20 protein-coding genes and 1 pseudogene are annotated in these 26163 nt (G+C 58.8%); 11 read left to right on the forward strand and 10 right to left on the reverse strand.

Translation table 11 applies throughout. The features are described 5' to 3' along the window. Positions 1–221 precede the first annotated feature (221 nt). A complete protein-coding gene (locus AC5SEM_RS05690) occupies positions 222–917 on the forward strand; it encodes an HAD-IA family hydrolase (protein ID WP_495472349.1) in 696 nt (231 codons plus the stop codon). 74 nt (positions 918–991) lie between these two features. Here the strand turns inward: AC5SEM_RS05690 and AC5SEM_RS05695 are convergent, their stop codons facing one another. Then, entirely contained in the window at positions 992–1738 is a 747-nt protein-coding gene (locus AC5SEM_RS05695) for a 3-oxoacyl-ACP reductase family protein (protein WP_123592755.1), read from the reverse strand. Positions 1739–1865: 127 nt separating this feature from the next. Here AC5SEM_RS05695 and AC5SEM_RS05700 point away from each other — a divergent pair, with 127 nt between their 5' ends. Continuing rightward, the gene (locus tag AC5SEM_RS05700; protein WP_495472350.1) at positions 1866–2792 is read left to right on the forward strand and encodes a LysR family transcriptional regulator; all 927 of its coding nucleotides are present in this window, start codon (positions 1866–1868) and stop codon (positions 2790–2792) included. Between the two features lie 120 nt (positions 2793–2912). On the opposite strand, the gene AC5SEM_RS05705 is transcribed toward AC5SEM_RS05700, so the two are convergent. The 3 genes from AC5SEM_RS05705 to AC5SEM_RS05715 all read right to left on the reverse strand — a co-directional run bounded on the left by AC5SEM_RS05705 (position 2913) and on the right by AC5SEM_RS05715 (position 6543). Continuing rightward, the gene (locus AC5SEM_RS05705; protein WP_495472351.1) at positions 2913–3641 is read right to left on the reverse strand and encodes an aspartate/glutamate racemase family protein; all 729 of its coding nucleotides are present in this window, start codon (positions 3639–3641) and stop codon (positions 2913–2915) included. 54 nt (positions 3642–3695) lie between these two features. Then, positions 3696–5234, reverse strand: a complete 1539-nt coding sequence (locus AC5SEM_RS05710) for an NCS1 family nucleobase:cation symporter-1 (RefSeq protein ID WP_495472352.1) — start codon at positions 5232–5234, stop codon at positions 3696–3698. A 574-nt stretch (positions 5235–5808) separates the two neighbouring features. Beyond that, complete coding sequence (locus tag AC5SEM_RS05715; RefSeq protein ID WP_495472353.1) at positions 5809–6543, reverse strand: phosphoadenylyl-sulfate reductase; 735 nt, start codon at positions 6541–6543, stop codon at positions 5809–5811. A 165-nt stretch (positions 6544–6708) separates the two neighbouring features. Here AC5SEM_RS05715 and thrH point away from each other — a divergent pair, with 165 nt between their 5' ends. Continuing rightward, the gene (gene thrH, locus AC5SEM_RS05720; protein ID WP_007916444.1) at positions 6709–7326 is read left to right on the forward strand and encodes a bifunctional phosphoserine phosphatase/homoserine phosphotransferase ThrH; all 618 of its coding nucleotides are present in this window, start codon (positions 6709–6711) and stop codon (positions 7324–7326) included. A gap of 87 nt (positions 7327–7413) precedes the next feature. On the opposite strand, the gene pabB is transcribed toward thrH, so the two are convergent. Further along, entirely contained in the window at positions 7414–8757 is a 1344-nt protein-coding gene (gene pabB, locus AC5SEM_RS05725) for an aminodeoxychorismate synthase component I (RefSeq protein WP_495472354.1), read from the reverse strand. A 401-nt stretch (positions 8758–9158) separates the two neighbouring features. Between pabB and AC5SEM_RS05730 the strand changes: the two genes are divergently transcribed. Next, positions 9159–10300 (forward strand): IS3 family transposase gene (locus tag AC5SEM_RS05730; RefSeq protein ID WP_495471302.1). Its coding sequence is split into 2 segments (ribosomal slippage): positions 9159–9420 and positions 9420–10300, totalling 1143 coding nucleotides; the frame shifts between segments, so codons are not numbered across the junction. 108 nt (positions 10301–10408) lie between these two features. Here AC5SEM_RS05730 and AC5SEM_RS05735 read toward each other — a convergent pair. The 3 genes from AC5SEM_RS05735 to rloA are packed head-to-tail and all read right to left on the reverse strand — an operon-like array spanning position 10409 to position 13472. Continuing rightward, positions 10409–11395, reverse strand: a complete 987-nt coding sequence (locus AC5SEM_RS05735) for an alpha-L-glutamate ligase-like protein (RefSeq protein ID WP_077571819.1) — start codon at positions 11393–11395, stop codon at positions 10409–10411. Then, positions 11395–12930 carry an osmotic stress tolerance membrane protein RloB gene (rloB, locus tag AC5SEM_RS05740; protein WP_102900791.1) on the reverse strand — a complete coding sequence of 512 codons (1536 nt, stop codon included), beginning with the start codon at positions 12928–12930 and terminating at the stop codon, positions 11395–11397. Before rloB ends, AC5SEM_RS05735 begins: the two co-directional genes overlap by 1 nt. A gap of 5 nt (positions 12931–12935) precedes the next feature. Then, positions 12936–13472 (reverse strand): retropepsin-like aspartic peptidase RloA, encoded by a 537-nt coding sequence (gene rloA / locus AC5SEM_RS05745; protein ID WP_016983749.1) that lies wholly within the window; start codon positions 13470–13472, stop codon positions 12936–12938. Positions 13473–13891: 419 nt separating this feature from the next. Here rloA and AC5SEM_RS05750 point away from each other — a divergent pair, with 419 nt between their 5' ends. From AC5SEM_RS05750 to prpD, 6 genes and pseudogenes are all read left to right on the forward strand, one after another. Next, positions 13892–14614 carry a GntR family transcriptional regulator gene (locus AC5SEM_RS05750; protein WP_495473444.1) on the forward strand — a complete coding sequence of 241 codons (723 nt, stop codon included), beginning with the start codon at positions 13892–13894 and terminating at the stop codon, positions 14612–14614. Beyond that, on the forward strand, positions 14611–15504 hold the full coding sequence (gene prpB, locus AC5SEM_RS05755; protein ID WP_016983750.1) for a methylisocitrate lyase: 894 nt from the start codon (positions 14611–14613) through the stop codon (positions 15502–15504). The genes AC5SEM_RS05750 and prpB overlap by 4 nt, the downstream gene beginning before the upstream one ends. Positions 15505–15642: 138 nt before the next feature. Continuing rightward, positions 15643–16770: a bifunctional 2-methylcitrate synthase/citrate synthase gene (gene prpC / locus AC5SEM_RS05760; protein WP_495472355.1), complete on the forward strand. Its 1128-nt coding sequence runs from the start codon at positions 15643–15645 to the stop codon at positions 16768–16770. A 202-nt stretch (positions 16771–16972) separates the two neighbouring features. Continuing rightward, on the forward strand, positions 16973–19567 hold the full coding sequence (gene acnD, locus AC5SEM_RS05765; RefSeq protein WP_463397072.1) for a Fe/S-dependent 2-methylisocitrate dehydratase AcnD: 2595 nt from the start codon (positions 16973–16975) through the stop codon (positions 19565–19567). Positions 19568–19621: 54 nt separating this feature from the next. Next, positions 19622–20812 carry a 2-methylaconitate cis-trans isomerase PrpF gene (gene prpF / locus AC5SEM_RS05770; protein WP_495472356.1) on the forward strand — a complete coding sequence of 397 codons (1191 nt, stop codon included), beginning with the start codon at positions 19622–19624 and terminating at the stop codon, positions 20810–20812. A gap of 490 nt (positions 20813–21302) precedes the next feature. Further along, positions 21303–22788: pseudogene (gene prpD / locus AC5SEM_RS05775) on the forward strand (2-methylcitrate dehydratase). On the opposite strand, the gene AC5SEM_RS05780 reads toward prpD, so the two are convergent. Further along, complete coding sequence (locus tag AC5SEM_RS05780; protein ID WP_495473445.1) at positions 22781–23686, reverse strand: DMT family transporter; 906 nt, start codon at positions 23684–23686, stop codon at positions 22781–22783. The pseudogene prpD and the gene AC5SEM_RS05780 sit on opposite strands and share 8 nt — an antisense overlap. 114 nt (positions 23687–23800) lie before the next feature. Here AC5SEM_RS05780 and AC5SEM_RS05785 point away from each other — a divergent pair, with 114 nt between their 5' ends. Beyond that, entirely contained in the window at positions 23801–25210 is a 1410-nt protein-coding gene (locus AC5SEM_RS05785) for an aminotransferase-like domain-containing protein (protein ID WP_495472357.1), read from the forward strand. Between the two features lie 123 nt (positions 25211–25333). Here the strand turns inward: AC5SEM_RS05785 and ppsR are convergent, their stop codons facing one another. Then, positions 25334–26152: a posphoenolpyruvate synthetase regulatory kinase/phosphorylase PpsR gene (gene ppsR / locus AC5SEM_RS05790; protein ID WP_034152875.1), complete on the reverse strand. Its 819-nt coding sequence runs from the start codon at positions 26150–26152 to the stop codon at positions 25334–25336. Between the last annotated feature and the right edge of the window lie 11 nt (positions 26153–26163).

Genomic DNA, 26163 nt, shown 5'->3' on the forward strand with positions numbered 1-26163 from the left:
AAGGTGCGGGGACTTTGCGGGGGATCAAACAGGAAAGAAGTCGGGCGAGTAGGCGATGCCTGTAGGATTTTTCGCTAAATGCTCGTGAGTAGTTCATCGGCTCAAAGAACATTGCCCGTTGCTCAATGTCTGCCGCGCTCGTTATGCTGCTGAACCCTTTAATCAGATCCGAGCAGCGGCATCACCTGCCGCCTGGGATGTCTTTGTTAACGGATCCGATGATGAATGCACCGCTGAAGGCGTTCGGCCCGATCAAGGCCGTGATTTTCGATATGGACGGTTTGCTGCTGGACACCGAGGGCATTTATACCGAGGTCACCTCGCTGATTGCCCAGCGTTACGGGCGCACCTTCGACTGGAGCATCAAGCAGAACATCATTGGTCGCGGGGCCAATGATCTGGCGAACTATGTGGTGCAGGCGCTGGATCTGCCGATCACCGCTGAAGAGTTTCTGGTCATCCGTGAACCGCTGATGCGTGAGCGCTTTCCCACCGCGCGAGCGATGCCGGGTGCCGAAGAGCTGATCCGCCACCTCAAGGCGCACAACATTCCGATCGCGGTGGGCACCAGTTCATCGCGGCAATCGTTCGGCCAGAAAACCACGCTGCACCGTGACTGGTTTGCGTTGTTCGACTTCATCGTCACGGCAGACGACCCGGAAGTCGGCGCGGCCAAACCGGCGCCGGATATTTTTCTCACCGCTGCCCGGCGCCTGGGCGTGGCACCTGAGGATTGCCTGGTGTTCGAGGATTCGCCGTTCGGTGTGACCGCAGCGAAATCCGCAGGCATGACGGCGATCGCCATCCCCGATGCCGCCATGGCCGATGAAAAATACGCACACGCTGACGGGATTCTTCGCACACTGAAGGCGTTCACTCCGAGTGCTTGCGGCTTGCCGGCGCTGGAATGGGCGTAAACATCTGAGACAAAAAAACGCCGCCCCTGTGTAAAAAGAGGGGCGGCGTTTTTCGTTCAGTCGACTCAGATAAATCAGGCGCCGAAACCACCGTCGATGGTCAGGCTGGCACCGGTGATGTAACCGGCTTCCGGGCCTGCCAGATAGGCGACGAAGCTGGCGATTTCTTCGGCTTTACCGTAACGACCTACAGCCATCAGCGGGATCAGGCTTTCAGCGAAGTCACCGTGCGCCGGGTTCATGTCGGTGTCGACCGGGCCGGGTTGCACGTTATTGACGGTGATGCCGCGTGGGCCGAGGTCGCGGGCCAGACCTTTGGTCAAACCGACCAGCGCCGATTTGCTCATCGCATACACACCGCCGCCGGCGAAGGGCATGCGGTCAGCGTTGGTGCTGCCGATGTTGATGATGCGCGAACCTTCGCCCATGTGTTTGGCGGCTTCCTGCGAGGCGATGAAGACGCTGCGAATGTTGATCGCTACGGTCTGGTCGAAGTCTTCGAGTTTGAAATCTTCCAGTGGTGCGACGGCCAGCACGCCAGCGTTGTTGACCAGAATATCGACGCGGCCAAAGGCTTCGACGGTGGCGCTGACGGCGTGGCGAATGGCGGCGGCATCGGCGCTGTCTGCCTTGATCGCCAGGGCTTTGCCGCCGTTGGCGGTGATGCTGTTCTGCAATTCTTCGGCTTTCGCGGCGGAGCTGACGTAAGTGAATGCTACTGCAGCGCCTTCAGCGGCCAGACGTTTGACGATGGCTGCGCCGATACCACGGGAACCGCCTTGAATCAGAGCGACTTTACCGCTGAGGTGTTGAGTGGTCATGTTCGATCTCCAGAGTGTTCAAGGCGGGAATGCCTTGGTATTGGTGGCGAGTATCGGCGTGGTATCGACAACTGTGTAGACCATGATTGCTATAGTCTGTGTAAACCAAAAGTTTATAGTGGCGATCATGGAAACCTTCAGCAGCATTGAATGCTTTGTGCGCAGCGCCGAAGTCGGCAGCTTTGCCGAGGCCGCGCGACGCTTGAGTCTGACCCCGGCGGCAGTCGGCAAAAGCGTGGCCAAACTCGAGGTGCGGCTCGGTGTGCGGCTGTTCCAGCGTAGTACACGCAGCCTGACATTGACTGAGGCCGGGCAACTGTTTCTGGATCAAGTCAGCGGTAGTCTGACGACGATTCAAAATGCCGTGGCCAATCTCTCCAGCGTCGAAGGGCGTCCGGCGGGGACGCTGAAAGTCAGCATGGGCGCAGCATTTGGCTGTCTGCATATCGTGCCGATGCTCGGTGAGTTTCTACGACGATATCCGGCGATCAATCCGGACTGGCACTTCGATAATCGACAGGTCGATCTGATCGCCCAGGGCTTTGATGCGGCCATCGGTGGCGGTTTCGAACTTCCGCAAGGCGTGATCGCGCGCAAGTTGAGCCCGGCGCACCGGATATTGGTCGCGTCTACCGACTATTTACAGACCAATCCCGAGATCATCGAACCAGACGACCTCAGCCACCACGATGGCATTCTGATCCGCTCGCCGCAAACCGGACGCGTGCGTTCCTGGCAATTGACCGGACGTAATCCACAGAACTGTCAGCCGTTGATGCTCAAGGCGCGAATGACCATGAGTGATTCCGAGGCCGCTTGCAGGACAGCAGCACAAGGCTTGGGAATCGCGCTGGTGAGTATGCCGTTTGCGGTGGGCTATCTGCAGGCGGGGACATTGCAGCGAGTGTTGCCGGACTGGTTTGTTGATGATGGCAATATCTCGATCTATTACGCCGAACATAAGTTGTTGCCGGGCAAGACGCGGGCGTTTGTCGATTATGTGATTGAGCAGTTTGCGGAGCGGGGGTTGGCGCGGAGGTTCAGTGCAATTTGAGCTCGGCTTGATACCGAGTTGTGGCCTTCGCGAGCAGGCTCGCTCCCACATTTGGAATGCGTTTCCCTTGTGGGAGCGAGCTTGCTCGCGAATGGGTCGACTCGGTTTTCGCTGATCACCTCAGCGGGCAAACCGCCCCGGCCAGCCAATGATGTTCTTCGGTCGCGGTGTCGCATACGTCCGCACTTTCGACGTCGACAAGCGCAATCGCACCAGCGCTTCCGCAATCGTCACCGCCGCCGTCACCCCGTCCACCACCGGCACCCCGGTACGTCGACGAATCTGCTCATCGAGCCCGGCCATGCCGCCGCAACCCAGGCAGATCACCTCGGCTTTGTCCTGCGTCACCGCCAACTCCGCCTGATGCACGATCGCTTCCAGCGCACGCTGTGGTTCGTGCTCCAGCTCCAGAACGGCCAGCCCACTGGCCCGCACCGAAGCACAACGATCCCACAGGCCTGACAGTTTCAGCCGATCCTCGATCAGCGGGACGGTGCGATCCAGCGTGGTTACCACCGAATAGGCATGGCCAAGAAACATCGCCGTACTCGCTGCTGCATCGGTGATGTCCACCACCGGCACGTTGAGTAGTTCCTGCAAACCTTCACGGCCGTGTTCGCCGTAACCGGCCTGAATGACTGCGTCGAACGGCTGATCGTAGGACATCACTCGATCCATCACCGCAATGGCGGCGAGGTAGCTTTCGAAGTTGCCTTCAATCGAATCGGCGCCGAAATATGGCGTCAAACCGACGATTTCGGTTCCGGGTGAAGCGACAGCCTGCGCCGAACGGGCAATGGCCTCGGTGATGGATTCGGTGGTGTTGACGTTGACCACGAGAATACGCATGGGGAAATCCTTATAGCGGGCAGTTCTGCGGCCCGAAACCGGGCCGCGAGGGAGTTAATGGCAGACGTTGTCGACAGCGATCGATTCGCCGCTGATGTCGGCGTAGTGCGGCTGACGCTTGGCGATGATCAGGTAAAGCATTCCGGCGATCCCGGCGCCGATCAGCCAAGAGAATGGCGAGACGCTGTGGAAGCCCGGCACCAGTGCCAGGACGATGGCGATCAGCGCCGCAGGAATAAACGCCGCCACCGCGCGGAAATTGACCCCGTGGTTGTAGTAATAAGCGCCGTTGGGATCTTCGCTGTAGAGCTGCGGGACGTTGATCCGGCCTTTGCGGATCAGCCAGTAGTCGACCATGATCACCCCGTACAACGGGCCGAGCAGGGCGCCGAGGCCGGACAGGAAATACACGATCACCAGCGGGCTGTTGTAGAGATTCCACGGCAGGATCAACACGGCAATGGTCGCGCTGATCAGTCCGGCGCGGCGGAAGGTCAGGTACTTCGGCGCAAGGTTGCTGAGGACGAAGGCTGGGGCGACGAAGTTGGCCATGATGTTCACCGCAACGGTGACGATCAGGAATGCCAGGCAACCGAGCACCAGGAAAAAGGTGTTGGGAATCGAGGCAATGATCTCGGTCGGGCTCTCGATGATCCGGCCATTGATCTGAAATTGCGCACCGCAGAGCAGGACGGTGATCGCGGCGAACACCAGAATATTCACCGGCAAACCCCAGAAGTTTCCTACCTTGATGGTCTTGCGGCACGGCGAGGAGCGGGCGAAGTCGCAGAAATTCAGAATCAGCGTGCCGTAGATCGCCAGCCACAACGCGCCGCCGGCAAAGATGTTGCGCCACATCTCGCCACCGATCAGCGGCTCGCGAGTCGACCAGGCAATGGTCGCGTTGGCCTGGAAATACATCCACGCGGCGAGGGCGGCGACGGTCAGCAGAATCACCGGTCCGGCAAACGCTTCGTAGCGACGCACCATTTCCATGCCGTAGGCGAGGATCGCCAGTTGTACGAACCAGATCGCCACGAAGCAAATCCAACCCAGCGTCGACAGGCCAAGAATCGAGTTGTGGTCGTAATCGGCGAATCCGGGATGGACCGCCGTAAGCAACACGCGGAATACGACCGAGGCCAGATACGTCTGAATGCCGAACCAGGCAATGGCGATAACCGCCCGGATCAGTGCAGGAATTTGCGCGCCGTGGATGCCGAAACTGATCCGGCTGATCACCGGAAACGGCACGCCGGTTTTCTGTCCCATGTAGCCGGACAGGTTCATGAAGAAGTACACCAGCGCCGCGCCGATCCCCAATGACAAGAGAATCTGCCAGCCACCCAGGCCCAGGGCGTAGAGACCGATGGCGAAGGAGTAGTTGGCGATGTTGTGCACGTCGTTCGTCCACAGGGCGAAGATGCTGTATTTGCCCCAGCGTCGACCTTCGGCCTTGGTCGGTGCCAGGTCGCTGTTGTGCAGACGCGGACTGAGTTGCAACGGCTCGGTGAGTCCGCCATCGGGTAACGGTTGGGTAACGGGAGAGGCGGGCAGATTCAGCGTGATGTTATTGGAGAGAGTTGTACGCATTCCGGCAGGCTCCTGATGTTCAAGGCTGCGATGACTGTGCATAAGCCGTCAGGCTCGACATATCTTCGTCGCGGCCAGCGAACATCACTGGTTACGGGGCATCTGCAGCCTGTACGGGATAGGGCGCTTCAGGCTTGCGGATCGAAAGTGTTTATGTTTTGCGGTTTTGTATACAAAACATGTATGCACCTAAGCCAGATCTGTGCCAGTCGTTGATCTATGCGCAGCCGTGCTCATTTCGAAAAGTTATCGATGAGCGCTAAGTGTCTGAAAATAATTGGTTAAAAATTGACCGATTGAACAAGTATTTATTTTTGGCGGGGGATTTTGTTGGCGGGCGGAGGCGAGAGGTTTTTGGTAGGGATGTAACTTTTCAGGGCGCGATACAAAAAAGTGCACACATAAATGGCACCGATGGTGACATTCGTGTGTACACGTTTATTGAGTCGCTAGTGACCTTTGTAGGAGTGAGCCTGCTCGCGATAGCGGTGTATCAGGCAAAAAATTCATCGACTGAGACACCGCTATCGCGAGCAGGCTCACTCCTACAGGGGGAAATCAGCGCGGCAGGGAGTTACGCCTTGCTGATGATATTCCCGGCATGCAGCCCGCATTCTTTCTGCGTCGCTTCTTCCCACCACCAGCGACCTTCGCGCTCGTGCTGGTTCGGCAGGACCGGGCGGGTGCACGGTTCGCAGCCGATGCTGATGAAACCGCGCTCATGCAGGCTGTTGTACGGCAGTTCGAGCATGCGGATGTAACCCCAGATCTCTTCGCTGGTCATCTGCGCCAGCGGGTTGAACTTGTACAGGGTGCGTTCAGGAGTGGAGAACGCTGTATCGATTTCCATCACCGCCACGGCACTGCGAGTGCCCGGGCTCTGGTCGCGGCGCTGGCCGGTGGCCCAGGCTTTGACGCTGGACAGTTTGCGCCGCAGCGGTTCGATCTTGCGGATCCCGCAGCATTCGCCGTGGCCGTCCTTGTAGAAACTGAACAGGCCTTTTTCCTTCACGAACGGTTCCAGTTTCGTGTAGTCCGGCGACACCAGCTCGATGTCGATCTTGTAGTGGTCGCGCACCTGATCGATAAAGCGGTAGGTCTCTGGGTGCAGGCGGCCGGTGTCGAGGCTGAACACCTTGACCTTCTTGTTGAGCTTCCAGGCCATGTCCACCAGCACCACATCCTCGGCGCCGCTGAAAGATATCCACAGATCATCGCCGAACTCGGCAAATGCGAGTTTCAGAATGTCCTGGGCGGATTTGTTGGCATAGGTCGTGGCGAGTTCCACGACGTCGAACGTTGGGCTCATCAGGGCGGCTTCCTACAGGTCGGTGGCGCTGGGCGCTCTATATGGCGCTGATGGTAACAAAAAGCTGCACGGCTCGGGGACGTGCTGTGCGTTGCGCGTCTGCATGTGAGTCGCTAGAGTTCGGCGTCGCTCGACTCAAATAATCACTACAAACGGGAGTGTCTTGTGGAAATTGCTTGCCTGGATCTTGAAGGGGTGTTGGTGCCGGAAATCTGGATCGCCTTCGCCGAAAAAACCGGAATCGAATCCCTCAAGGCCACCACCCGGGACATTCCCGATTACGACGTGCTGATGAAGCAGCGTCTGCGCATCCTCGATGAGCACGGCTTGAAGCTGTCGGACATTCAGGAAGTGATCGCCACCCTGAAGCCGTTGGACGGTGCAGTGGAGTTCGTCAACTGGCTGCGTGAGCGCTTTCAGGTGGTGATTCTGTCGGATACGTTTTACGAATTCTCGCAGCCGTTGATGCGTCAGTTGGGCTTTCCGACGTTGCTTTGCCATCGTCTGATTACTGACGAGACCGGGCGGGTGACCAGCTATCAGCTGCGCCAGAAAGATCCCAAACGTCAGTCGGTGCTGGCGTTCAAGAGCCTGTATTACCGGGTGATTGCGGCGGGGGATTCGTATAACGACACGACGATGCTGGGCGAGGCGGATGCGGGGATTCTGTTCCATGCGCCGGAGAATGTGATTCGTGAGTTCCCGCAGTTTCCGGCGGTGCATACGTTTGCCGAGCTGAAGCAGGAATTCCTCAAAGCCTCGAATCGGGATTTGAGTTTGTAGTCGTCTGGAAAGACGCCATCGCGAGCAGGCTCACTCCTACAGGGGAACGCATTCCAAATGTAGGAGTGAGCCTGCTCGCGATAGCTTTTAAAGGTTCTGCAGGGTTTCGAGCAGGATCTTCACTTTGGTGATCGACTCCTGATACTCCGCCTGCCAGTCCGAATCGGCAACAATCCCGCCGCCACCCCAGCAACACACCTGGCCATCCTTGACCAACAGACTGCGAATCGCGATGGAACTGTCCATCTCGCCGCGCACGTCCAGATACAGCAACGAGCCGCAATACAATCCACGCCGGGTCGGTTCCAGCTCATCAATGATCTGCATCGCACGAATCTTCGGTGCGCCGGTGATCGAGCCGCCGGGGAAACTGCCGGCAATCAGATCCAGTGCGTCGCGATCATCGGCCAATTCACCGGTGACGCTGCTGACCAGGTGATGCACGTTCGGATAGCTTTCCAGGCTGAACAACTCCGGCACCCGCACCGAGCCGATGCGGCAGGTGCGGCCGAGGTCGTTGCGCAGCAGGTCGACGATCATCAGGTTTTCCGCGCGATCCTTGGGACTGGCCAGCAGTTCGGCGGCGTTGGCGGCATCTTCGGCGGGTGTCAGGCCACGCGGGCGGGTGCCTTTGATCGGACGGGTTTCGACCTGACGCTGGCTGACTTTGACGAAGCGCTCTGGCGACAGGCTCAACACGGCGCCGCCGTCGGGCAGGCTTTGGAAACCGGAGAACGGTGTCGGACAGGCTTCGCGCAATTTGCAGTAAGCCAGCCACGGATCGCCCTGGCACGAAGCGCGGAAGCGCTGGGCGAAGTTGACCTGATAGCAATCGCCGGCCTGGATGTAGTGCTGGATGCGTTCGAAGGCTTGGCGGTAATCGTCGGCCGAGAGGTCGGCGGTCATCGGAGCGTTCAATTTGAACGGGGTCAGCGCATCAGCATGTGGCTGAGTGAATAACGCAATCAGGCGTTGTTTCTCGCCGTCGATCACGGACGGGTGGAAGACCAATTGGCTGGTGGCCATCTGGTGATCGCTGATCAGTGCCCAGGCGTACAGGCCAAAACGCGCATCTGGCAATTGCAGATCATCGCGCGCCTGACTTGGCAGGTTTTCCAGGTGCCGACCGAAGTCGTAGCTCAGGTAACCGATCAAACCGCCAGCGAAGGGCAGCTCGAAACCCGCTGGCAAATCAGCCTCACCGAGGCGATTAAGATTGTCACGCAGACGTTGCAGGAAATGATTGCCGCTTTCGTCAGGCAACACCGCCAGTTGTTCCAGCGGCCAGGCGCTGAGCAGGTCATAACGGCCACGGTCAGCGCTCGGGCGGCCACTGTCGAGCAGCACGGCGCCGGGGGCATTGCGAATGGCCGCGAAGTAGTCGGCGGGATTGGCGCGGTAGGGCAGCGGGTGTACGGAACAGGTCAACATGGGCGGGGCAGATCGGCCGTTGAGGCGGGGAGGGGATTGTAGTCCTCTCTCGGCTGTCAGATCAAAATCAAAAGCCTACCCCCTCACCCCAGCCCTCTCCCCCAAGGGGGCGAGGGGGAAAGGGAGCAGATCTTCATGATTTTCAAGATCCGAGTTTGGCTGGATATCTCAAGCTGGTGAGGGGGAAGGGAGCCGATCTTCATGCTTTTCAAGATTCGAGTTCGGCTGGATATCTCAAGCTGGTGAGGGGGAAAGGGCGCCGATCTTCATGCTTTCAAGACCTGAGTTCGACTCAGGACGTTCAGGTCGGCGTACTTCCCACATCCACCTCGGTTGATCTGGCTTAATGATTCTGGACACCCCTAAAGGGCGTTAATCTACGCCCAACGAAGAGGTGTGATTTGACCAGACGATATTTTTCGACAGATTTCAAACGGGATGCGGCTTGCCTGGTTTTGGATAAAGACTATTCGGTGAGTGAAGCCTGCGAAGCAATGGGCGTGGGCCCTACAGCTCTGCGCCGCTGGGTTGAGCAACTGCGTGCGGAGCGCAGTGGCAAGACGCCTGAGAAGTCCAAGGCCATGACCGTTGACCAACAACGCATCCAGGAACTGGAAGCAACAATTCGACGGATTGAGCGCGAGAAGGAAATTTTAAAAAAGGCTACAGCTCTCTTGATGTCGGATTCCCTCGATCGGTAAGGCTGGTCGAGGAGTTAAGCGAGCAATATCCAAGATCCGAGTTGTGTGGCGTGTTTGGTATCAACCGCAGCAGTTATTACGAGCGTCTGAAACAGCGGGCGAAAGTGCATGTCGGGCGCGATCGCCTAAAGATCAAGGCTGCCGAATTACATGAGCAAAGTCGCGGATCAATGGGCGCGCGCAGCCTGTCAAAAGCGCTGTGTAACGAAAAAGAGTCGGTAGGTCGTTACATGGCTCGTAGCCTGATGCGCGAGCTCGGTTTGAAGAGCCAGCAACGGCGCAGGCATCGGTACAAACCCAGCGGTGCGGAGGCGCAATACGCCCCCAATCATTTGGAGCGTAGATTCAAAGTCGAGGCCCCCAATCGAGTGTGGTGTGGCGACGTGACTTACATTTGGGCCGGTACTTACTGGGTTTATCTGGCTGCTGTACTTGATCTGCATGCCCGCCGCATCGTCGGCTGGGCGATGTCCAGAAGTCCGGATTCAGCTCTGACCTGTCGAGCGTTAAAGATGGCTTTCGAGTCGCGAGGACGCCCTGAAAACCTAATGTTCCATTCGGATCAGGGCTGTCATTACAGCAGTAAAGTGTTTCGTGAAACGCTGGCGGACATGCGCATAAAACAAAGCATGAGTCGACGAGGAAACTGCTGGGACAACGCCCCGATGGAGCGTTTCTTTGGCAGTTTGAAATCTGAATGGATACCCAAGGCTGGCTACCGAAACGAAGATGAGGCCAGTACCGATGTATTGCGCTACCTGACCCATTATTACAATCGGATCAGGCTGCACAGTCACAATGGCTACCGAACTCCGGTGGACATGGAGGCCCTGGCGGCATGAAAAAGGGTAAAACCCTATAACCGTGTCCAGTATCGTTTGACCAGATCAGATCAGTCCCCTCTCCCTCTGGGAGAGGGCTAGGGTGAGGGGCTTTTAGTTTTTCAGCTCTTAGCCTTCGACCGCAGGAATATGCCCAAACATCTCCTGAGTAAACGCCACCCGCTCTTCAACCGTCTCCGTCACCCCTCGCGCCTTCAGCTCTTCCAGCCGCGCTTCCACTGCATGGGTACGCAACGTCAGCCCACAGTCATTGGCAATCTGAATATTCAGCCCCGGCCGCGCATTCAACTCAAGAATCAGCGGGCCTTTCTCCTGATCGAGCACCATATCAACACCGATATAGCCCAGCCCGCACAGCTCATAGCAGCCCGCCGCGAGTTTCATGAAACCGTCCCAGTAGGGCAGTTGCACGCCGTCCACCGCGTTGGTGGTGTCGGGGTGTTTGGTGATGATGTTGTTCAGCCAGGTGCCACGCAACGTCAAACCGGTCGCCAGATCGACACCGACGCCAATCGCGCCTTGGTGCAAGTTGGCCTTGCCGCCGGACTGCCGGGTCGGCAGGCGCAGCATCGCCATCACCGGATAACCCATCAAGACGATGATGCGGATGTCCGGCACGCCTTCGTAGCTGATGCTTTTGAAGATCTGATCCGGGGTCACCCGGTATTCGATCAGCGCCCGGTCGCGGTGGCCGCCCAGCGAATACAGGCCAGTGAGAATGCTCGAGATGTGATGCTCAAGCTCTTCGTGGGCAAGGATCTTGCCCGACACCGTGCGATAGCGACCTTCGAAACGGTCGGCGATGACAATGATGCCGTCGCCGCCGGCGCCCTGCGCCGGTTTGATCACGAAGTCGCTGCGCCCGCCGATGATCTCGTCGAGCTTGTCGATTTCCTTCTCGGTGGAGATCACGCCATACAGCTCCGGCACGTGAATGCCGGCCTCGATCGCGCGTTCCTTGGTGATGATCTTGTCATCGACGATCGGGTACAGGCTGCGCTTGTTGTACTTGAGCACATAGTCGGCGTTACGCCGATTGATGCCCATGATGCCGCGCGCTTCCAGCGCCTTCCAGGTCTTCCAGAAACCGAACATCAGGCGTCAGCCTTCTTCAGGAAAGCCTTGAAACGCACCAGTTCGGTCAGGCGGTAGCCGCGATAGCGACCCATCGCCAGCATGAAGCCGACCAGAATCAGCAGGATCGCCGGGAAGGTGAACACGAAGTACACCAGCTCAGGCACGGTCATGATCAGGTGCGCCAGAGAAGCGGCGAACAGCGTGCCGATGGCGACTTTCATCGCATGGCTGGCACCGCGCTCTTCCCAGGTGATCGACAGGCGTTCGATGGTCATGGTCAGAATCACCATCGGGAACAGCGCAACAGACAAGCCGCGCTCCAGACCGAGCTTATGGCTGAACAGGCTGATCGCCGCGATCAACACCACAACAAAGGTCAACACCACCGAGAGTCGCGGCAGCATTTGCAGCTTCAGGTGTTCCAGATACGAACGTAATGACAAGCCCAGCGCCGTGATCACGGTAAACAGCAGAATGCCGAAACCCAGCTGCGTTTCGCGGAAGGCGAGGGCGATCAGTACCGGGGTGAACGTGCCGAGCGTTTGCAAGCCGATCAGGTTGCGCAGGATCAGGATCACCAGCACGCCAATCGGGATCATCACCATGATCATGAAGGTCTGCTGGGTCTGTAGCGGCAAGCCGTACAGCGAATACTCGAGGAAGTTGGCGTCGGTGTTTTCGTCGGTCAGCTTGGCCAGACGAATCGCGTTCATCTCGCTGTTGTTCAGGCTGAAGGTCACGTTGGCTTTTTTGCCGCCATCGACGGTGATCAGGTTTTCATCGCCGGTCCACCACAGCAGGCGGTCGGTCGGCAGGCCTTGCTCGCCGGTTTCCGGATTGAAGTACAGCCAGTCGTTGCCATTGAAGCTGCGCAGCCACAGTTCAGGCATTTGTGGCTGATCGGCGACGAGACGGATGGTGTGGACTTTTTCCACCGGCACGTGGGCGATGGACAGCAGCAGTTCGACGATTTTGGCTTTGTGCGGCGTCGACGGATCGCCGGCCAGCAGCAGTTTGACGTTGTCATCGTTGACGTTGTTGACGCGTTTGATCGCCTCGCCAATAAAGGTTTCGACGTCGGCCGAGTGCTGGCGGATCGGCGCGAGCAGGGCTTCGGCGGCGATTTTCTCAGGGCCTTCGATAGCGATGCTGTCGCGGAAGGTCGGGCCTTTGATCTTGGATTTTTCCGCGGTGTAACGCTTGGTCAGCACCAAACGGTAATAAAGCGTCTGGTTGCCCTTGGCCCGGCGTGCCGACCAGGTGACCTTGCGGTTGCCGTCGACGCGGTTGACGGCGACCCCGTAGTTATTGGAGATAAAGCTCTCGTTGAGGCTGACGTAGTCGCGGCTCAACGGTGGCACGAACATCTGGATCTTCACCGGATCCTTGGTGCTGGCGACGAACTCGACCTTGGCGTCGATGTTCCACAAGTCGTCGGTCGCATCTTCGGTCACCGGGATGCCGAGCACGAAAATCTGATAGGCCGTAACCGAAACGCCCAGCAGCACCAGAATGGTGATCAGGATTTTCAGGTGGAAGGTTAGAGAACGCATGGAAATTACTCGGCGGTATGAGCGGCGATGGTGCAGGCGGGTTTGCCGGCAGCGTATTTAAGGCTTGGATCGACCAGCGCATCGAAGCGTTTCAGCGCTTCGGAGCCAATCAAAAGCGGGTATTGGAACGCACTTCGGTCGGTCAGGTTCACTTCGATGCTGCGCATCGCCGATCCCATGCAGATATCCAGCTCGATCACCGGACGGGCGGTGTACTTCTTGCCTTCTTCCGGGTCGTAGTCGCCGGCACGGCGCTTGATCTTGCTGACCCGGGCCAGCGGCCGTTCGATCGGGTGCGAATGCGCGGCATCGATCGCCAGGTAGAAACGTACCCAGGATTCACCGTTGCGTTTAAAGCGTTTGATGTCGCGGGCGCTCAGCGAGGCGGTTTTCGCCCCGGTGTCGAGTTTGGCTGCGACTTCGAGATTGATGCCGTCAAGCGAAGCGTATTCGTTGAGGCCGTACACGGTTTTTTCCCCCGCGGCGGCGAGGCCGGGCAGGCAAAACAGGGCAAAGAATGTGGGAAAAGGCTTGAGTCTCATAAATCCTGGTGCGCAGCGTTCCGTTTTCGGTTCAGGTCCTTGGCAAAACTTGCGCAAGGCCCTTCGTGTGCCTGGCAGCTTTATATGACAAGCCGTACAAATGGCCAGCAAATGCGGGCGGCATTCTAGCACGGTGGTTTTATGGCGCCAGCGCCGGGGCCGGTCTATAACCCTTGGGATTCCCTGTGGGAGCGAGCCTGCTCCGGGCGGCGTTCCGACGAAGGCGGTGCGTCATCTCAAGCAGATGCTGACTGACACTACGCTTTCGCGAGCAGGCTCGCTCCCACAGGGTTAATCGACCAATGGAAGATTGCCTACGGTTATTAGACGATTGTCGACAATACCTATTTATCCTTTGACTGATGCGGGCTAATTGGCTAGTTTTTGCCGCATTGGATTTAAAGGTGTCGACAATCATGCTGGATCAACTCGATCCCCCGGTTATCAGTGGCGACGATTCCGAGACGCTTTCGGAAAACGTCTTCCGGCGCATTCAGGCAGCCATCGTCAAAGGCGAGATCGCCCCGGGCAGCAAGATCTCCGAGCCGGAGCTGGCGCGCACCTACGGCATCAGCCGGGGGCCGTTGCGTGAGGCGATTCATCGCCTGGAAGGTCAGCGCCTGCTGGTGCGCGTACCGCACGTCGGCGCGCGGGTGGTCTCACTCAGCCATGCCGAATTGCTTGAACTCTACGAAATTCGCGAATCCCTCGAAGGCATGGCCTGCCGTCTGGCGGCCGAACGCATGAGCGTCGAAGAAATCGAGGAACTGCGCCGGGTGCTGGAAACCCACGAGCGCGATGCCGCGTTTCAGGCCGGTGTCGGCTACTACCAGCAAGAAGGCGATTTCGACTTTCACTACCGGATCATCCAGGGCAGCGGCAACCGCACGCTGACGCAGATGCTCTGCGGCGAGCTGTATCAATTGGTGCGCATGTACCGCATCCAGTTCTCCACCACGCCGAACCGTCCGCGTCAGGCTTTTGCCGAACACCACCGGATTCTCGATGCCATCGCCGACCGTGACGGCGAACTCGCGGAATTGTTGATGCGCCGTCACATCGGCGCCTCGAAACGCAACATCGCCCGTCATTACCAGGACGGCGCCCACAATAAGACAGCCACTGAACGAGGTGAGTCATGAGTTCCAAGCACAGCACTCCAGGCCAGCGTTTCCGCGATGCGGTCGCCAGCGAGCACCCATTGCAGGTGGTCGGCGCGATCAACGCCAACCACGCGCTGCTGGCCAAGCGCGCCGGTTTCAAGGCGATCTACCTGTCCGGTGGCGGGGTGGCCGCAGGCTCGCTCGGCGTGCCGGATCTGGGCATCACCGGTCTGGATGATGTGCTGACTGACGTTCGGCGGATCACCGACGTTTGCGATCTGCCGCTGCTGGTCGATGTGGACACCGGTTTTGGCTCGTCGGCGTTCAACGTCGCGCGCACGGTCAAATCGATGATCAAGTTCGGCGCGGCGGCGATTCACATCGAGGATCAGGTCGGCGCCAAGCGCTGTGGCCACCGTCCTAATAAAGAGATCGTCAGCCAGCAGGAAATGGTCGACCGCATCAAAGCCGCCGTCGATGCCCGCACCGATGACAGCTTCGTGATCATGGCGCGCACCGATGCGCTGGCGGTGGAAGGTCTGGAATCGGCACTCGACCGCGCTGCCGCGTGCATCGAGGCCGGTGCCGACATGATTTTCCCGGAAGCGATCACTGAGCTGGAAATGTACAAGCTGTTCGCCAACCGTGTGAAAGCGCCGATCCTGGCCAACATCACCGAGTTCGGCGCGACGCCGCTTTACACCACCGAGCAACTGGCCGGCGCCGACGTGTCGCTGGTGCTCTATCCGCTGTCGGCGTTCCGCGCGATGAACAAGGCTGCGGAAAACGTCTACACGGCGATCCGCCGCGACGGCACGCAACAGAATGTCATCGACACCATGCAGACTCGCATGGAGCTTTACGATCGCATCGATTACCACACGTTCGAGCAAAAGCTCGATGCGTTGTTTGCACAAAAGAAAGGCTGAACAAGACCCTCTGTGGGAGCGAGCCTGCTCGCGAAAGCGGTGGATCAGGCAATATCAAAGTGACTGACACGACGCTTTCGCGAGCAGGCTCGCTCCCACAAGTTTCCCCATACAAATTCAAAAAGATTGGAGAACACAATGGCCGAAGCAAAAGTACTCAGTGGCGCCGGGCTCCGTGGCCAGGTTGCCGGGCAAACCGCACTGTCCACCGTGGGCCAGGCCGGTGCCGGACTGACCTATCGCGGCTACGACGTGCGCGAACTCGCTGCCGATGCGCAATTTGAAGAAGTCGCCTACCTGCTGCTCTACGGCGAGCTGCCAACCCAGGCGCAACTCGACGAATATCAAAGCAAACTGAGCAAGCTGCGCGACCTGCCGCAAGCGCTGAAAGAAGTGCTCGAACGCATCCCCGCCGACGCCCACCCGATGGACGTGATGCGCACCGGTTGCTCGTTCCTCGGCAATATCGAGCCGGAGAAAGACTTCTCCGAACAGCGCGACAAGACTGACCGCTTGCTGGCCGCATTCCCGGCGATCATGTGCTACTGGTATCGCTTCAGCCACGATGGCAAGCGCATCAATTGCGTCAGCGACGAGCCAACCATCGGCGGCCACTTCCTGCACCTGCTGCACGACAAGAAGCCGAGCGAACTGCACGTCAAAGTCATGAACGTCTCGCTGATCCTTTATGCCGAGCACGAATTCAACGCCTCGACCTTCACCGCCCGTGTTTGTGCATCGACGCTGTCCGATCTGTATTCCTGCGTAACCGCCGCCATCGGTTCGCTGCGCGGTCCGTTGCACGGTGGCGCCAACGAAGCGGCGATGGAAATGATCGAGCGTTTCGCGTCGCCGGAAGAGGCGATCAAAGGCACCCTCGGCATGCTCGAGCGCAAGGACAAGATCATGGGTTTCGGCCACGCGATCTATAAGGACAGCGATCCGCGCAATGAGGTGATCAAGGGCTGGTCGAAAAAACTCGCGGATGAAGTCGGAGACAAGGTGTTGTTTCCGGTTTCGGAAGCCATCGACAAGACCATGTGGGAGCAGAAGAAATTGTTCCCCAATGCCGATTTCTACCATGCCTCGGCGTACTACTTCATGGGCATCCCGACCAAGCTGTTCACGCCGATCTTCGTCTGCTCGCGCCTGACCGGCTGGGCTGCGCATGTGTTCGAGCAGCGCGCCAACAACCGCATCATCCGTCCAAGCGCCGAGTACGTCGGCGTCGAACAGCGCAAGTTCGTGCCAATCGAACGTCGCTGAAATGGTGGGCTGACCCGGAGAGCAAGATCACCGCTAACCCCTGTAGGCCTTCGCCTGCTCGCGATGACGGACTGACATTCACCATCAATGTCGACTGATCTACCGCTATCGCGAGCAGGCTCACTCCTACAAGGGACGGTGTGAATCTTGAGTCTGGCGTCTGCCCACCCTTTGAAACTACCGTGACCCGAGTCCTGACCCGATGAACACAGAATTCCGCAAAACCCTGCCCGGCAGCCCTCTGGATTATTTCGACGCCCGTGCGGCGGTCGAAGCGATTCAGCCCGGCAGTTACGACACCCTGCCGTACACCTCCCGCGTGCTGGCGGAAAACCTTGTGCGTCGCTGCGACCCGGCCACGCTCACCGATTCCCTCAAGCAACTGATCGAACGCAAACGCGACCTCGACTTCCCGTGGTTCCCGGCGCGTGTGGTCTGCCACGACATTCTTGGCCAGACCGCACTGGTCGACCTCGCCGGCCTGCGTGACGCGATCGCCTTGCAGGGTGGCGACCCGGCGCAAGTCAACCCGGTAGTGCCGACGCAACTGATCGTTGACCACTCGCTGGCGGTGGAGGCGGGCGGTTTCGACAAGCAGGCGTTCGAGAAAAACCGCGCCATCGAAGACCGTCGCAACGAAGACCGTTTCCACTTCATCAACTGGACCAAAAAGGCTTTCAAGAACGTTGATGTGATCCCGCCGGGCAACGGCATCATGCACCAGATCAACCTGGAGAAAATGTCGCCGGTGATCCAGGTACGTGAGGGCGTGGCGTTCCCCGACACCTGCGTCGGCACCGACAGCCACACCCCGCACGTCGATGCGCTGGGCGTGATTGCCATTGGTGTCGGCGGTCTCGAAGCCGAGAGCGTGATGCTCGGTCGCGCGTCGTGGATGCGCCTGCCGGAAAGCGTCGGCGTCGAACTGACCGGCAAGCTGCAACCGGGCATCACCGCCACCGACATGGTGCTGGCGCTGACCGAATACCTGCGCAAACAGAAAGTCGTCGGCGCGTGGCTGGAATTCTTCGGCGAAGGCGCCGCCGCGCTGACCCTCGGCGACCGCGCGACCATCTCCAACATGGCCCCGGAATACGGCGCCACCGCAGCGATGTTCTACATCGATCAGCAGACCATCGATTACCTGAAACTGACTGGCCGCGAAGACCAGCAAGTGCAACTCGTCGAGCAATACGCCAAGCTCACCGGCCTGTGGGCCGACAGTCTGAAAGGTGCCCAATATGAGCGCGGTCTGACTTTCGACCTGTCTTCGGTGGTGCGCAACATGGCCGGCCCGAGCAACCCGCACGCGCGCGTCGCGGTATCGGATCTGGCCGCCAAAGGCATCTCCGGGCAGTGGGATGACGTGCCGGGGCAAATGCCCGACGGCGCGGTGATCATCGCTGCCATCACCAGTTGCACCAACACCAGCAACCCGCGCAACGTCATCGCCGCCGGCCTGATCGCGCGCAACGCCAACAAGCTCGGTCTGACCCGCAAACCTTGGGTGAAATCCTCGCTGGCGCCGGGTTCGAAAACCGTCGCGCTGTACCTCGACGAAGCGGGGTTGACCACTGAGCTGGAGCAACTCGGTTTCGGTGTCGTCGCCTTTGCCTGCACCACCTGCAACGGCATGTCCGGCGCGCTCGATCCGGTGATTCAGCAAGAGATCATCGATCGTGATCTGTATGCCACCGCCGTGCTCTCGGGCAATCGCAATTTCGACGGCCGCATCCACCCGTACGCCAAGCAAGCGTTCCTCGCTTCGCCGCCGCTGGTGGTCGCCTATGCGATTGCCGGGACCATCCGCTTCGATATAGAAAAAGACGTGCTCGGTGTCGTGGACGGCAAGGAAATCCGCCTCAAAGATATCTGGCCGAGCGACGAAGAAATCGACGCCGTGGTGAAGTCTTCGGTCAAGCCTGAGCAGTTCCGTCAGGTCTACATTCCGATGTTCGCCGTCCACGAAGACACCGGCCCGAAAGTCACGCCGCTGTACGACTGGCGCGAGATGAGCACCTACATCCGCCGCCCGCCGTACTGGGAAGGCGCGCTGGCCGGCGCGCGTCCGCTGAAGGGCATGCGCCCGTTGGCGGTGCTGCCGGACAACATCACCACCGATCACCTGTCGCCCTCCAACGCGATCATGCTCGACAGCGCCGCCGGCGAATATCTGGCGAAAATGGGCCTGCCGGAAGAGGACTTCAACTCCTACGCAACGCACCGTGGCGACCACTTGACCGCGCAACGCGCAACGTTTGCCAACCCGAAACTGTTCAACGAAATGGTCGTGGAAAACGGCAAGGTCAAACAGGGTTCGCTGGCGCGGGTCGAGCCGGAAGGCAAAGTGATGCGCATGTGGGAAGCCATCGAAACCTACATGGAACGCAAACAACCGCTGATCATCATTGCCGGCGCCGATTACGGTCAGGGTTCGTCCCGCGACTGGGCGGCGAAAGGCGTGCGTCTGGCCGGCGTCGAAGCGATTGCCGCTGAAGGTTTCGAGCGCATTCACCGCACCAACCTGGTGGGCATGGGCGTGTTGCCGCTGGAGTTCAAGCCGGGCACTGACCGTCACACCCTGGCCATCGACGGCAGCGAAACCTACGACGTGATCGGCGAGCGCAAACCGCGTGCGGATCTGACGCTGGTGATCCATCGCAAGAACGGCGAGCGCGTTGACGTGCCGGTGACTTGCCGTCTGGATACTGCTGAAGAAGTGTCGATCTACGAGGCCGGCGGCGTGTTGCAGCGCTTTGCTCAGGACTTCCTTGAAGAGTCGGCGGTTGCCGTTTAAATCAACTGATGCAGGCGTGAGGCTTGGGTCTCACGCCTGTGGTTAAGGAGCACCATGGCTCACGCACCACAAATCAAAATTCCTGCGACCTACATGCGCGGCGGCACCAGCAAAGGCGTGTTCTTCAGCCTCAAGGATCTGCCCGAAACGGCGCAGATTCCCGGTCCGGCTCGCGACGCTTTATTGCTGCGTGTGATCGGCAGCCCCGACCCTTACGACAAACAAATCGACGGCATGGGCGGCGCGACTTCAAGCACCAGCAAAACCGTGATCCTGTCGAAAAGCATCAAGGCCGATCACGACGTCGATTACCTGTTCGGTCAGGTCTCGATCGACAAGCCGTTCGTGGACTGGAGCGGCAACTGCGGCAACCTCTCGGCTGCGGTCGGTTCGTTTGCCATCAGCAACGGTCTGGTCGACGCCAGCCGCATTCCGCACAACGGTGTTGCGGTGGTGCGCGTGTGGCAGGCCAACATCGGCAAAACGATTATTGCCCACGTGCCAATCACCAACGGCGAAGTGCAGGAAACCGGTGATTTCGAACTCGACGGGGTGACCTTTCCGGCCGCCGAAGTGCAAGTCGAATTCATGGACCCGGCGGCGGAAGAAGAGGGCGGCGGTGGTTCAATGTTTCCTACCGGCAACCTGATCGATGAGCTGGAAGTGCCGGGCGTTGGCACGTTCAAGGCGACCATGATCAACGCCGGCATCCCGACGATTTTCGTCAATGCTGAAGACATTGGTTACACCGGCACCGAGTTGCAGAGCGCGATCAACAGCGATCCGAAAGCATTGCAGATGTTCGAGACGATTCGGGCTTACGGCGCATTGCGCATGGGCCTGATATCCAATCTGGACGAAGCGGCCAAGCGGCAGCACACGCCGAAAGTCGCGTTCGTTGCCAAACCTGCGGATTATGTGGCGTCGAGTGGCAAAGTGGTTGGCGCGGGTGACGTGGATTTGCTGGTGCGGGCGTTGTCGATGGGCAAGTTGCACCACGCGATGATGGGCACGGCGGCGGTGGCGATTGGTACTGCGGCGGCTATTTCCGGCACCTTGGTAAACCTTGCTGCCGGGGGCGTTGAACGCAATGCCGTGCGTTTCGGGCATCCGTCCGGGACGTTGCGCGTTGGCGCTGAAGCCAGTCTGGAAAACGGCGAGTGGATCGTCAAAAAAGCGATCATGAGCCGCAGTGCGCGTGTCCTTATGGAAGGCTACGTGCGCATCCCGGGCGATTCTTTCTGATTTGAGATTTTTCACCCTCACCCCAGCCCTCTCCCGGAGGGAGAGGGGGCCGACCGAGTTGTCTGGAGTAGTACATCGACCTGAAAGATCGAGTCGATTATGGATTCAGGGGCCGACCGAGGTGTCTGGGGTTGTACATCGACCTGAAAGATCGAGTCGATTATGGATTCAGGGGCTGACCGAGGTGTCTGGGGTTGTACATCGACCTGAAAGATCGAGTCGATTATGGCTTCAGCTGGTCGACCGAGGTGTCTGGGGTTGTACATTGACCTGATCGATTACGGATTCAGCGCAGATCGCTCAGGTCGGTGCACCTCTACAGCATCCCCCAATCAGTTCCCTCTCCCTCGGGAGAGGGCTAGGGTGAGGGGCCCACCCACTGAAGAAACCCAAAACAAGCAGGCACCCCAGACCTGCAATCAACCAGAACAAACCCGCCAAGCCTTGAGGAAGACCGCACCACTCATCATTCCCGCACAGGAGAACCGCAATGAGCGCCAACGTCGACCTGAACAACCGCCCCGACTACGATCATGTCCTGCAGGACATCGCCGATTACGTCTTCACCTTCAAAGTCACCTCCGCCGAAGCCCTCGACACCGCCCGCAACTGCCTGATGGACACGCTGGGCTGCGGCCTGTTGGCGCTGCGCTTTCCGGAATGCACCAAGCATCTCGGCCCGATCGTCGAAGGGACGCTGGTTCCTTACGGTGCGCGGGTCCCCGGCACCAGCTATCGCCTCGACCCGGTCAAAGCCGCGTGGGATATCGGCTGCATCGTCCGCTGGCTCGACTACAACGACACCTGGCTCGCTGCCGAGTGGGGGCATCCCTCCGACAACCTCGGCGGCATTCTCGCCGTGGCCGATCACCTCTCGCAGAAACGCCTGGCCAACGGTGACCCGCAGTTGACCATTCGCGATGTGCTGGAAGCGATGATCATGGCCCATGAAATTCAAGGCGTGATTGCCCTGGAAAACTCCTTCAATCGTGTAGGACTCGATCACGTCATTCTGGTGAAAGTTGCTTCAACCGCCGTCACCGCCAAACTCATGGGTGCCAATCGCGAGCAACTGTTGTCGGCGTTGTCCCACGCGTTCGCCGACGGTCAGGCCTTGCGCACCTATCGTCATGCGCCGAACGCCGGTTCGCGAAAATCCTGGGCAGCGGGGGATGCGACGAGTCGTGGCGTGCGCCTGACCGACATCGCCATGCGCGGCGAGATGGGCATCCCCGGGGTGCTGACTGCGAAACAGTGGGGCTTCTACGACGTGCTATTCAGCCACAGCAACAGCGATCTGGCGCTAAAACCGGAAGGCAAACGCGCCTTCAGTTTTTCGCGGCCGTTCGGCAGTTACGTGATGGAAAACGTGCTGTTCAAGATCAGCTTCCCCGCCGAATTCCATGCGCAAACCGCCTGTGAAGCGGCGGTAACCTTGCACCCGCAAGTGCGCAATCGTCTGCATGAAATCGACCGGATCGTCATCACCACCCACGAATCGGCAATCCGCATCATTTCCAAAGTCGGGCCACTGGCCAACGCCGCCGACCGCGACCACTGCATTCAGTACATGACCGCCGTGCCGCTGGCGTTCGGCAATCTGGTCGCCGAACAATACGAAGACGATTTCCACAAGGCGCATCCGGTCATTGATGTGTTGCGCGAAAAAATGGTGATCGTCGAAGAACCGCGTTTCACCCGCGAATACCTGGAGCCTGACAAGCGCTCGATCGCCAACGCCGTGCAGGTGTTTTTCAAGGACGGCAGCAGCACTGAAAACGTCGTCGTGGAATACCCGATCGGTCATCGCCGGCGCCGTGCCGAAGGGTATTCCATTGCTGGAGGACAAGTTCAAGGCCAATCTGGCTACGCGTTTCACCGGTCAGCGCTGCGGCGAGATCTTTGCGTTGTGCAAGGATCAGGCGCTGCTTGAATCGACGGCAGTCAACCGCTTTGTGGATATGTTCGTTATCTGAACCACTTTTCCACAGGCAATTTGGTGATCGCAAAACCACTCAACAAAATCGCCGAATAGATCATCAGCTCCCGGGACAGGGTTTGCCCCTCGTACCAGGCGCCGATGATCACGGCGAACACCGGGAAAATGATAAACACGAACGACAGGATGATCGGGCTCAAGCGTTTAAGCAGCAAAAAGTAAACGATGAATCCGCCGACCGAGGCCACCAGCCCGAGATAGAGCAAGGCGCCCCACGAGCGTGCTGTCACTCGCGCAAACACCGGCGCTTCAACACTCAATCCGACAATAAATAACATCGCTCCGGCGATGCCGATCGGCAGGGTGTTGTAGGTGATCACGCTGATCGCGCTGCCGTGTTTTTTCGTCACCACGTAGCACAGCGCATGCATCACCGCTGCACACAGGATCGCCAGCACCCCCAGCCATTCGGCCTGATCCAAGTGCAGACCCTGACTGCGAATAATCATGAACAGACTGCCAAAACCGATGGCGATGCCGAGCATTTGCGAGGGGTAGATTCTCTCGCGCAGAAACAGTGCGGAAAACAACAGGATAAACACCGGCATGCAACTGAACAGCAGGGCGGTCAGGCCCGATGACACGTGCATCTCGCCGTAGTTGAGCAGGTAGTAGGGCAGGCTGAAATACGACAGCGTGACGAACACAAAAAACCAGCGACTTTGCCGTGGGAACAACAGCGGTTCCTTGCGCAACAGCGCGAAGCTCAGGAACAGCGGAAAGGCAATCAGAAAGCGCAACCCGGCGGCGGTCAGCGGCGGCACGCTTTCCACCGCAATCTTGATCCCCAGCCACGTCGTGCCCCAGCTCAGACAGACGATCAAAAACAGCGTGCTGGTGAGCAATCCGGCGAGCCAGGGTTTGCTGATGTGCATCGGTGTGCTGACGGCGGTCGACATGTGGTGTGCTCCGAACGGTGGAATTGACCTGATCGCGGAAACGGTCTATTTCTGATTGAACCTGTTTCCAGCACGCTATTCGGGGCGAGAATGACTGTCAAAGTAAGTATTGCCATGGTGTCAATCCTCCGCGACGGCCTCGCCAATGGCGTCGGCGTGAAATACAAACGCCTGGCCGATGCGGTCGCACAGGCCATCGACGAAGGGGTGATCGATGCGGGATGCAAGTTGCCGCCGCACCGATTGCTGGCGGATAGCCTGGGGGTGACCATCGGCACCATCAGCCGTGCCTACGGTGAACTTGAGCGTGTCGGATTGGTGGTTGCTCGCGTAGGAGATGGCACCTATGTGTGTCAGCGCGGGATGGAGCGGCCGCAGGACAAAGGCTTTCGCAATGTCAGTGATGAGCCTTCGGCTTGTTTCGATATGAGCCGCAATCAGCCGATTCCCGCACAGGAAGCGGCGTTCATGAGCCAGAGTCTGCAGGAGCTGGCCAGCGATCCGCGGGTGTTACAGCAGTTGACTGGGTACACCGCCGAAGCGGGGCTGGCACGGCACCGATTGGCCGGGGCGGTCTGGTTGCAGCACGAAGCGTTCGTGCCGCACGCCGATCAGGTGTTGTGCGTCAACGGTGGTCAGCATGGCTTGTTGTGCGCGTTGATGGGCTTGCTCAAGGCCGGCGACACAGTGGTTACCGAGCATTTGTCCTACCCGGGATTGATCGGCGTCGCACGCCAGCTTGGGATAAAACTTGTCGGCGCGGCGATGGACGACGAAGGGCTTTTACCGTCGGCACTGGAGGACATCTGCCGTCAGCACCGAGTGTCGGCAGTGTATTGCACGCCGACGATCCAGAATCCTACAGCCGCCGTGATGTCGATCTCGCGGCGCGAGGCGATTGCCGAGCTCTGTCGCCAGCACAATTTGCTGATTATCGAAGACGAAGCTCACGCGGTTCTGGACCGTCAACGCCCGTTGCCGCTCAGTTATTTTGCGCCGGAGCGTTCAGTGCTGATCGGCAGTTTGAGCAAAGCTGTTTCCGCCGGATTGCGCGTCGGTTACCTGCACGCTCCGCAGCCGTTGATCGGGCGTTTGAGTGCTGCAATCCGCGCAACGTGCTGGATGGCCAATCCGTTATCGATGGAAGTGGCGAGCCTGTGGATTGAAAGCGGCATGGCCGAGCGCTTGCTGGACGAACAGATCAGCGAGATCGCTCGGCGCAAAGTGTTGGTGGCGCCTGTTCTGCAGGGTTTGAATTACAAGACTCACCCTTACAGCCCGCATTTCTGGGTCGAGGTGCCTGAGTTGTGGCGGGCCTCGCAGATTGCGGCGGAATTGAAGGAGAACAATTATCTGGTAGCAACCGCCGAGGCGTTTGCGGTGGGGCATGCAGCGGTGCCGCAGTTTGTTCGGGTGAGTGTGTGTAATGCGGTGGGGGATGATCGGTTGTTGCTGGCAGGTTTTGAAGCTTTAAGCCGGGCACTGACAGAGATCGTGTAATCGTTCATCGCGAGCAGGCTCACTCCTACAATGAATCTCTGTCGTCCACGTGATCTGTGCCCGCTGAAGATCAACTGTAGGAGTGAGCCTGCTCGCGATAGCGGTCATTCAGACACCACAAATCTATTTGAACCGCCGCTCCACACCTTTCTCCACCAGAATCTTCGCCGAAATCTCTTCCACCGAAAAATGCGTGGAGTTGATGTTGGGGATGTTCTCGCGGCGAAACAGATTTTCCACTTCGCGCACTTCGAATTCGCACTGCGCGTAGCTCGAATAGCGGCTGTTGGGCTTGCGCTCGTTGCGGATCGCGGTGAGGCGGTCGGGGTCGATGGTCAGGCCGAACAGCTTGTGCTGATGGGCGCGCAGGGCCGTCGGCAGGGTCAGGCGCTCCATGTCGTCTTCGGTCAACGGATAGTTGGCCGCGCGGATGCCGAACTGCATGGCCATGTACAGACACGTCGGCGTTTTGCCGCATCGCGACACACCCACTAGTATCAAATCGGCTTTGTCGTAATAGTGGGTGCGCGCACCGTCGTCGTTGTCGAGGGCAAAGTTGACCGCCTCGATGCGCTCCATGTAATTGGAGTTGTGCCCGATCGAATGCGATTTGCCGACGGTATAGGAAGAATGCTCGGTGAGTTCCTGCTCAAGCGGGGCAAGGAAGGTCGAGAAAATGTCGATCATGAAACCATTGGACGTTGCGAGAATCTCACGGATGTCCTGATTGACGATGGTGTCGAAGATGATCGGGCGAAAGCCGTCGGTTTCAGCGGCTTTGTTGATTTGTTGTACCATGGCCCGCGCTTTTTCAACGCTGTCGATGTACGGTCGCGTGAATTTGCTGAAGGTAATGTTTTCGAACTGCGCCAGAAGGCTTTGCCCCAGGGTTTCGGCAGTGATGCCGGTGCCATCGGAGATGAAGAAAGCAGATCGTTTCATTTGCACCTTGG

The organism is Pseudomonas sp. CH61 (assembly GCF_059429415.1).

Bases quoted from the DNA above. Each gene is read 5' to 3' on its own strand.
- AC5SEM_RS05780 (WP_495473445.1), bottom strand. From the start codon at position 23,686: ATGCACATCAGCAAACCCTGGCTCGCCGGATTGCTCACCAGCACGCTG.
- AC5SEM_RS05715 (WP_495472353.1), bottom strand. From the start codon at position 6,543: ATGAGCCCAACGTTCGACGTCGTGGAACTCGCCACGACCTATGCCAAC.
- AC5SEM_RS05735 (WP_077571819.1), bottom strand. From the start codon at position 11,395: ATGTTCGGTTTCTGGAAGACCTGGAAGGCGCTGGAAGCGCGCGGCATC.
- AC5SEM_RS05690 (WP_495472349.1), top strand. From the start codon at position 222: ATGAATGCACCGCTGAAGGCGTTCGGCCCGATCAAGGCCGTGATTTTC.
- AC5SEM_RS05695 (WP_123592755.1), bottom strand. From the start codon at position 1,738: ATGACCACTCAACACCTCAGCGGTAAAGTCGCTCTGATTCAAGGCGGT.
- prpB (WP_016983750.1), top strand. From the start codon at position 14,611: ATGAGTTCCAAGCACAGCACTCCAGGCCAGCGTTTCCGCGATGCGGTC.
- AC5SEM_RS05700 (WP_495472350.1), top strand. From the start codon at position 1,866: ATGGAAACCTTCAGCAGCATTGAATGCTTTGTGCGCAGCGCCGAAGTC.
- prpC (WP_495472355.1), top strand. From the start codon at position 15,643: ATGGCCGAAGCAAAAGTACTCAGTGGCGCCGGGCTCCGTGGCCAGGTT.
- rloB (WP_102900791.1), bottom strand. From the start codon at position 12,930: ATGCGTTCTCTAACCTTCCACCTGAAAATCCTGATCACCATTCTGGTG.
- prpF (WP_495472356.1), top strand. From the start codon at position 19,622: ATGGCTCACGCACCACAAATCAAAATTCCTGCGACCTACATGCGCGGC.
- rloA (WP_016983749.1), bottom strand. From the start codon at position 13,472: ATGAGACTCAAGCCTTTTCCCACATTCTTTGCCCTGTTTTGCCTGCCC.
- pabB (WP_495472354.1), bottom strand. From the start codon at position 8,757: ATGTTGACCTGTTCCGTACACCCGCTGCCCTACCGCGCCAATCCCGCC.
- AC5SEM_RS05710 (WP_495472352.1), bottom strand. From the start codon at position 5,234: ATGCGTACAACTCTCTCCAATAACATCACGCTGAATCTGCCCGCCTCT.
- acnD (WP_463397072.1), top strand. From the start codon at position 16,973: ATGAACACAGAATTCCGCAAAACCCTGCCCGGCAGCCCTCTGGATTAT.
- AC5SEM_RS05705 (WP_495472351.1), bottom strand. From the start codon at position 3,641: ATGCGTATTCTCGTGGTCAACGTCAACACCACCGAATCCATCACCGAG.
- ppsR (WP_034152875.1), bottom strand. From the start codon at position 26,152: ATGAAACGATCTGCTTTCTTCATCTCCGATGGCACCGGCATCACTGCC.
- AC5SEM_RS05785 (WP_495472357.1), top strand. From the start codon at position 23,801: ATGACTGTCAAAGTAAGTATTGCCATGGTGTCAATCCTCCGCGACGGC.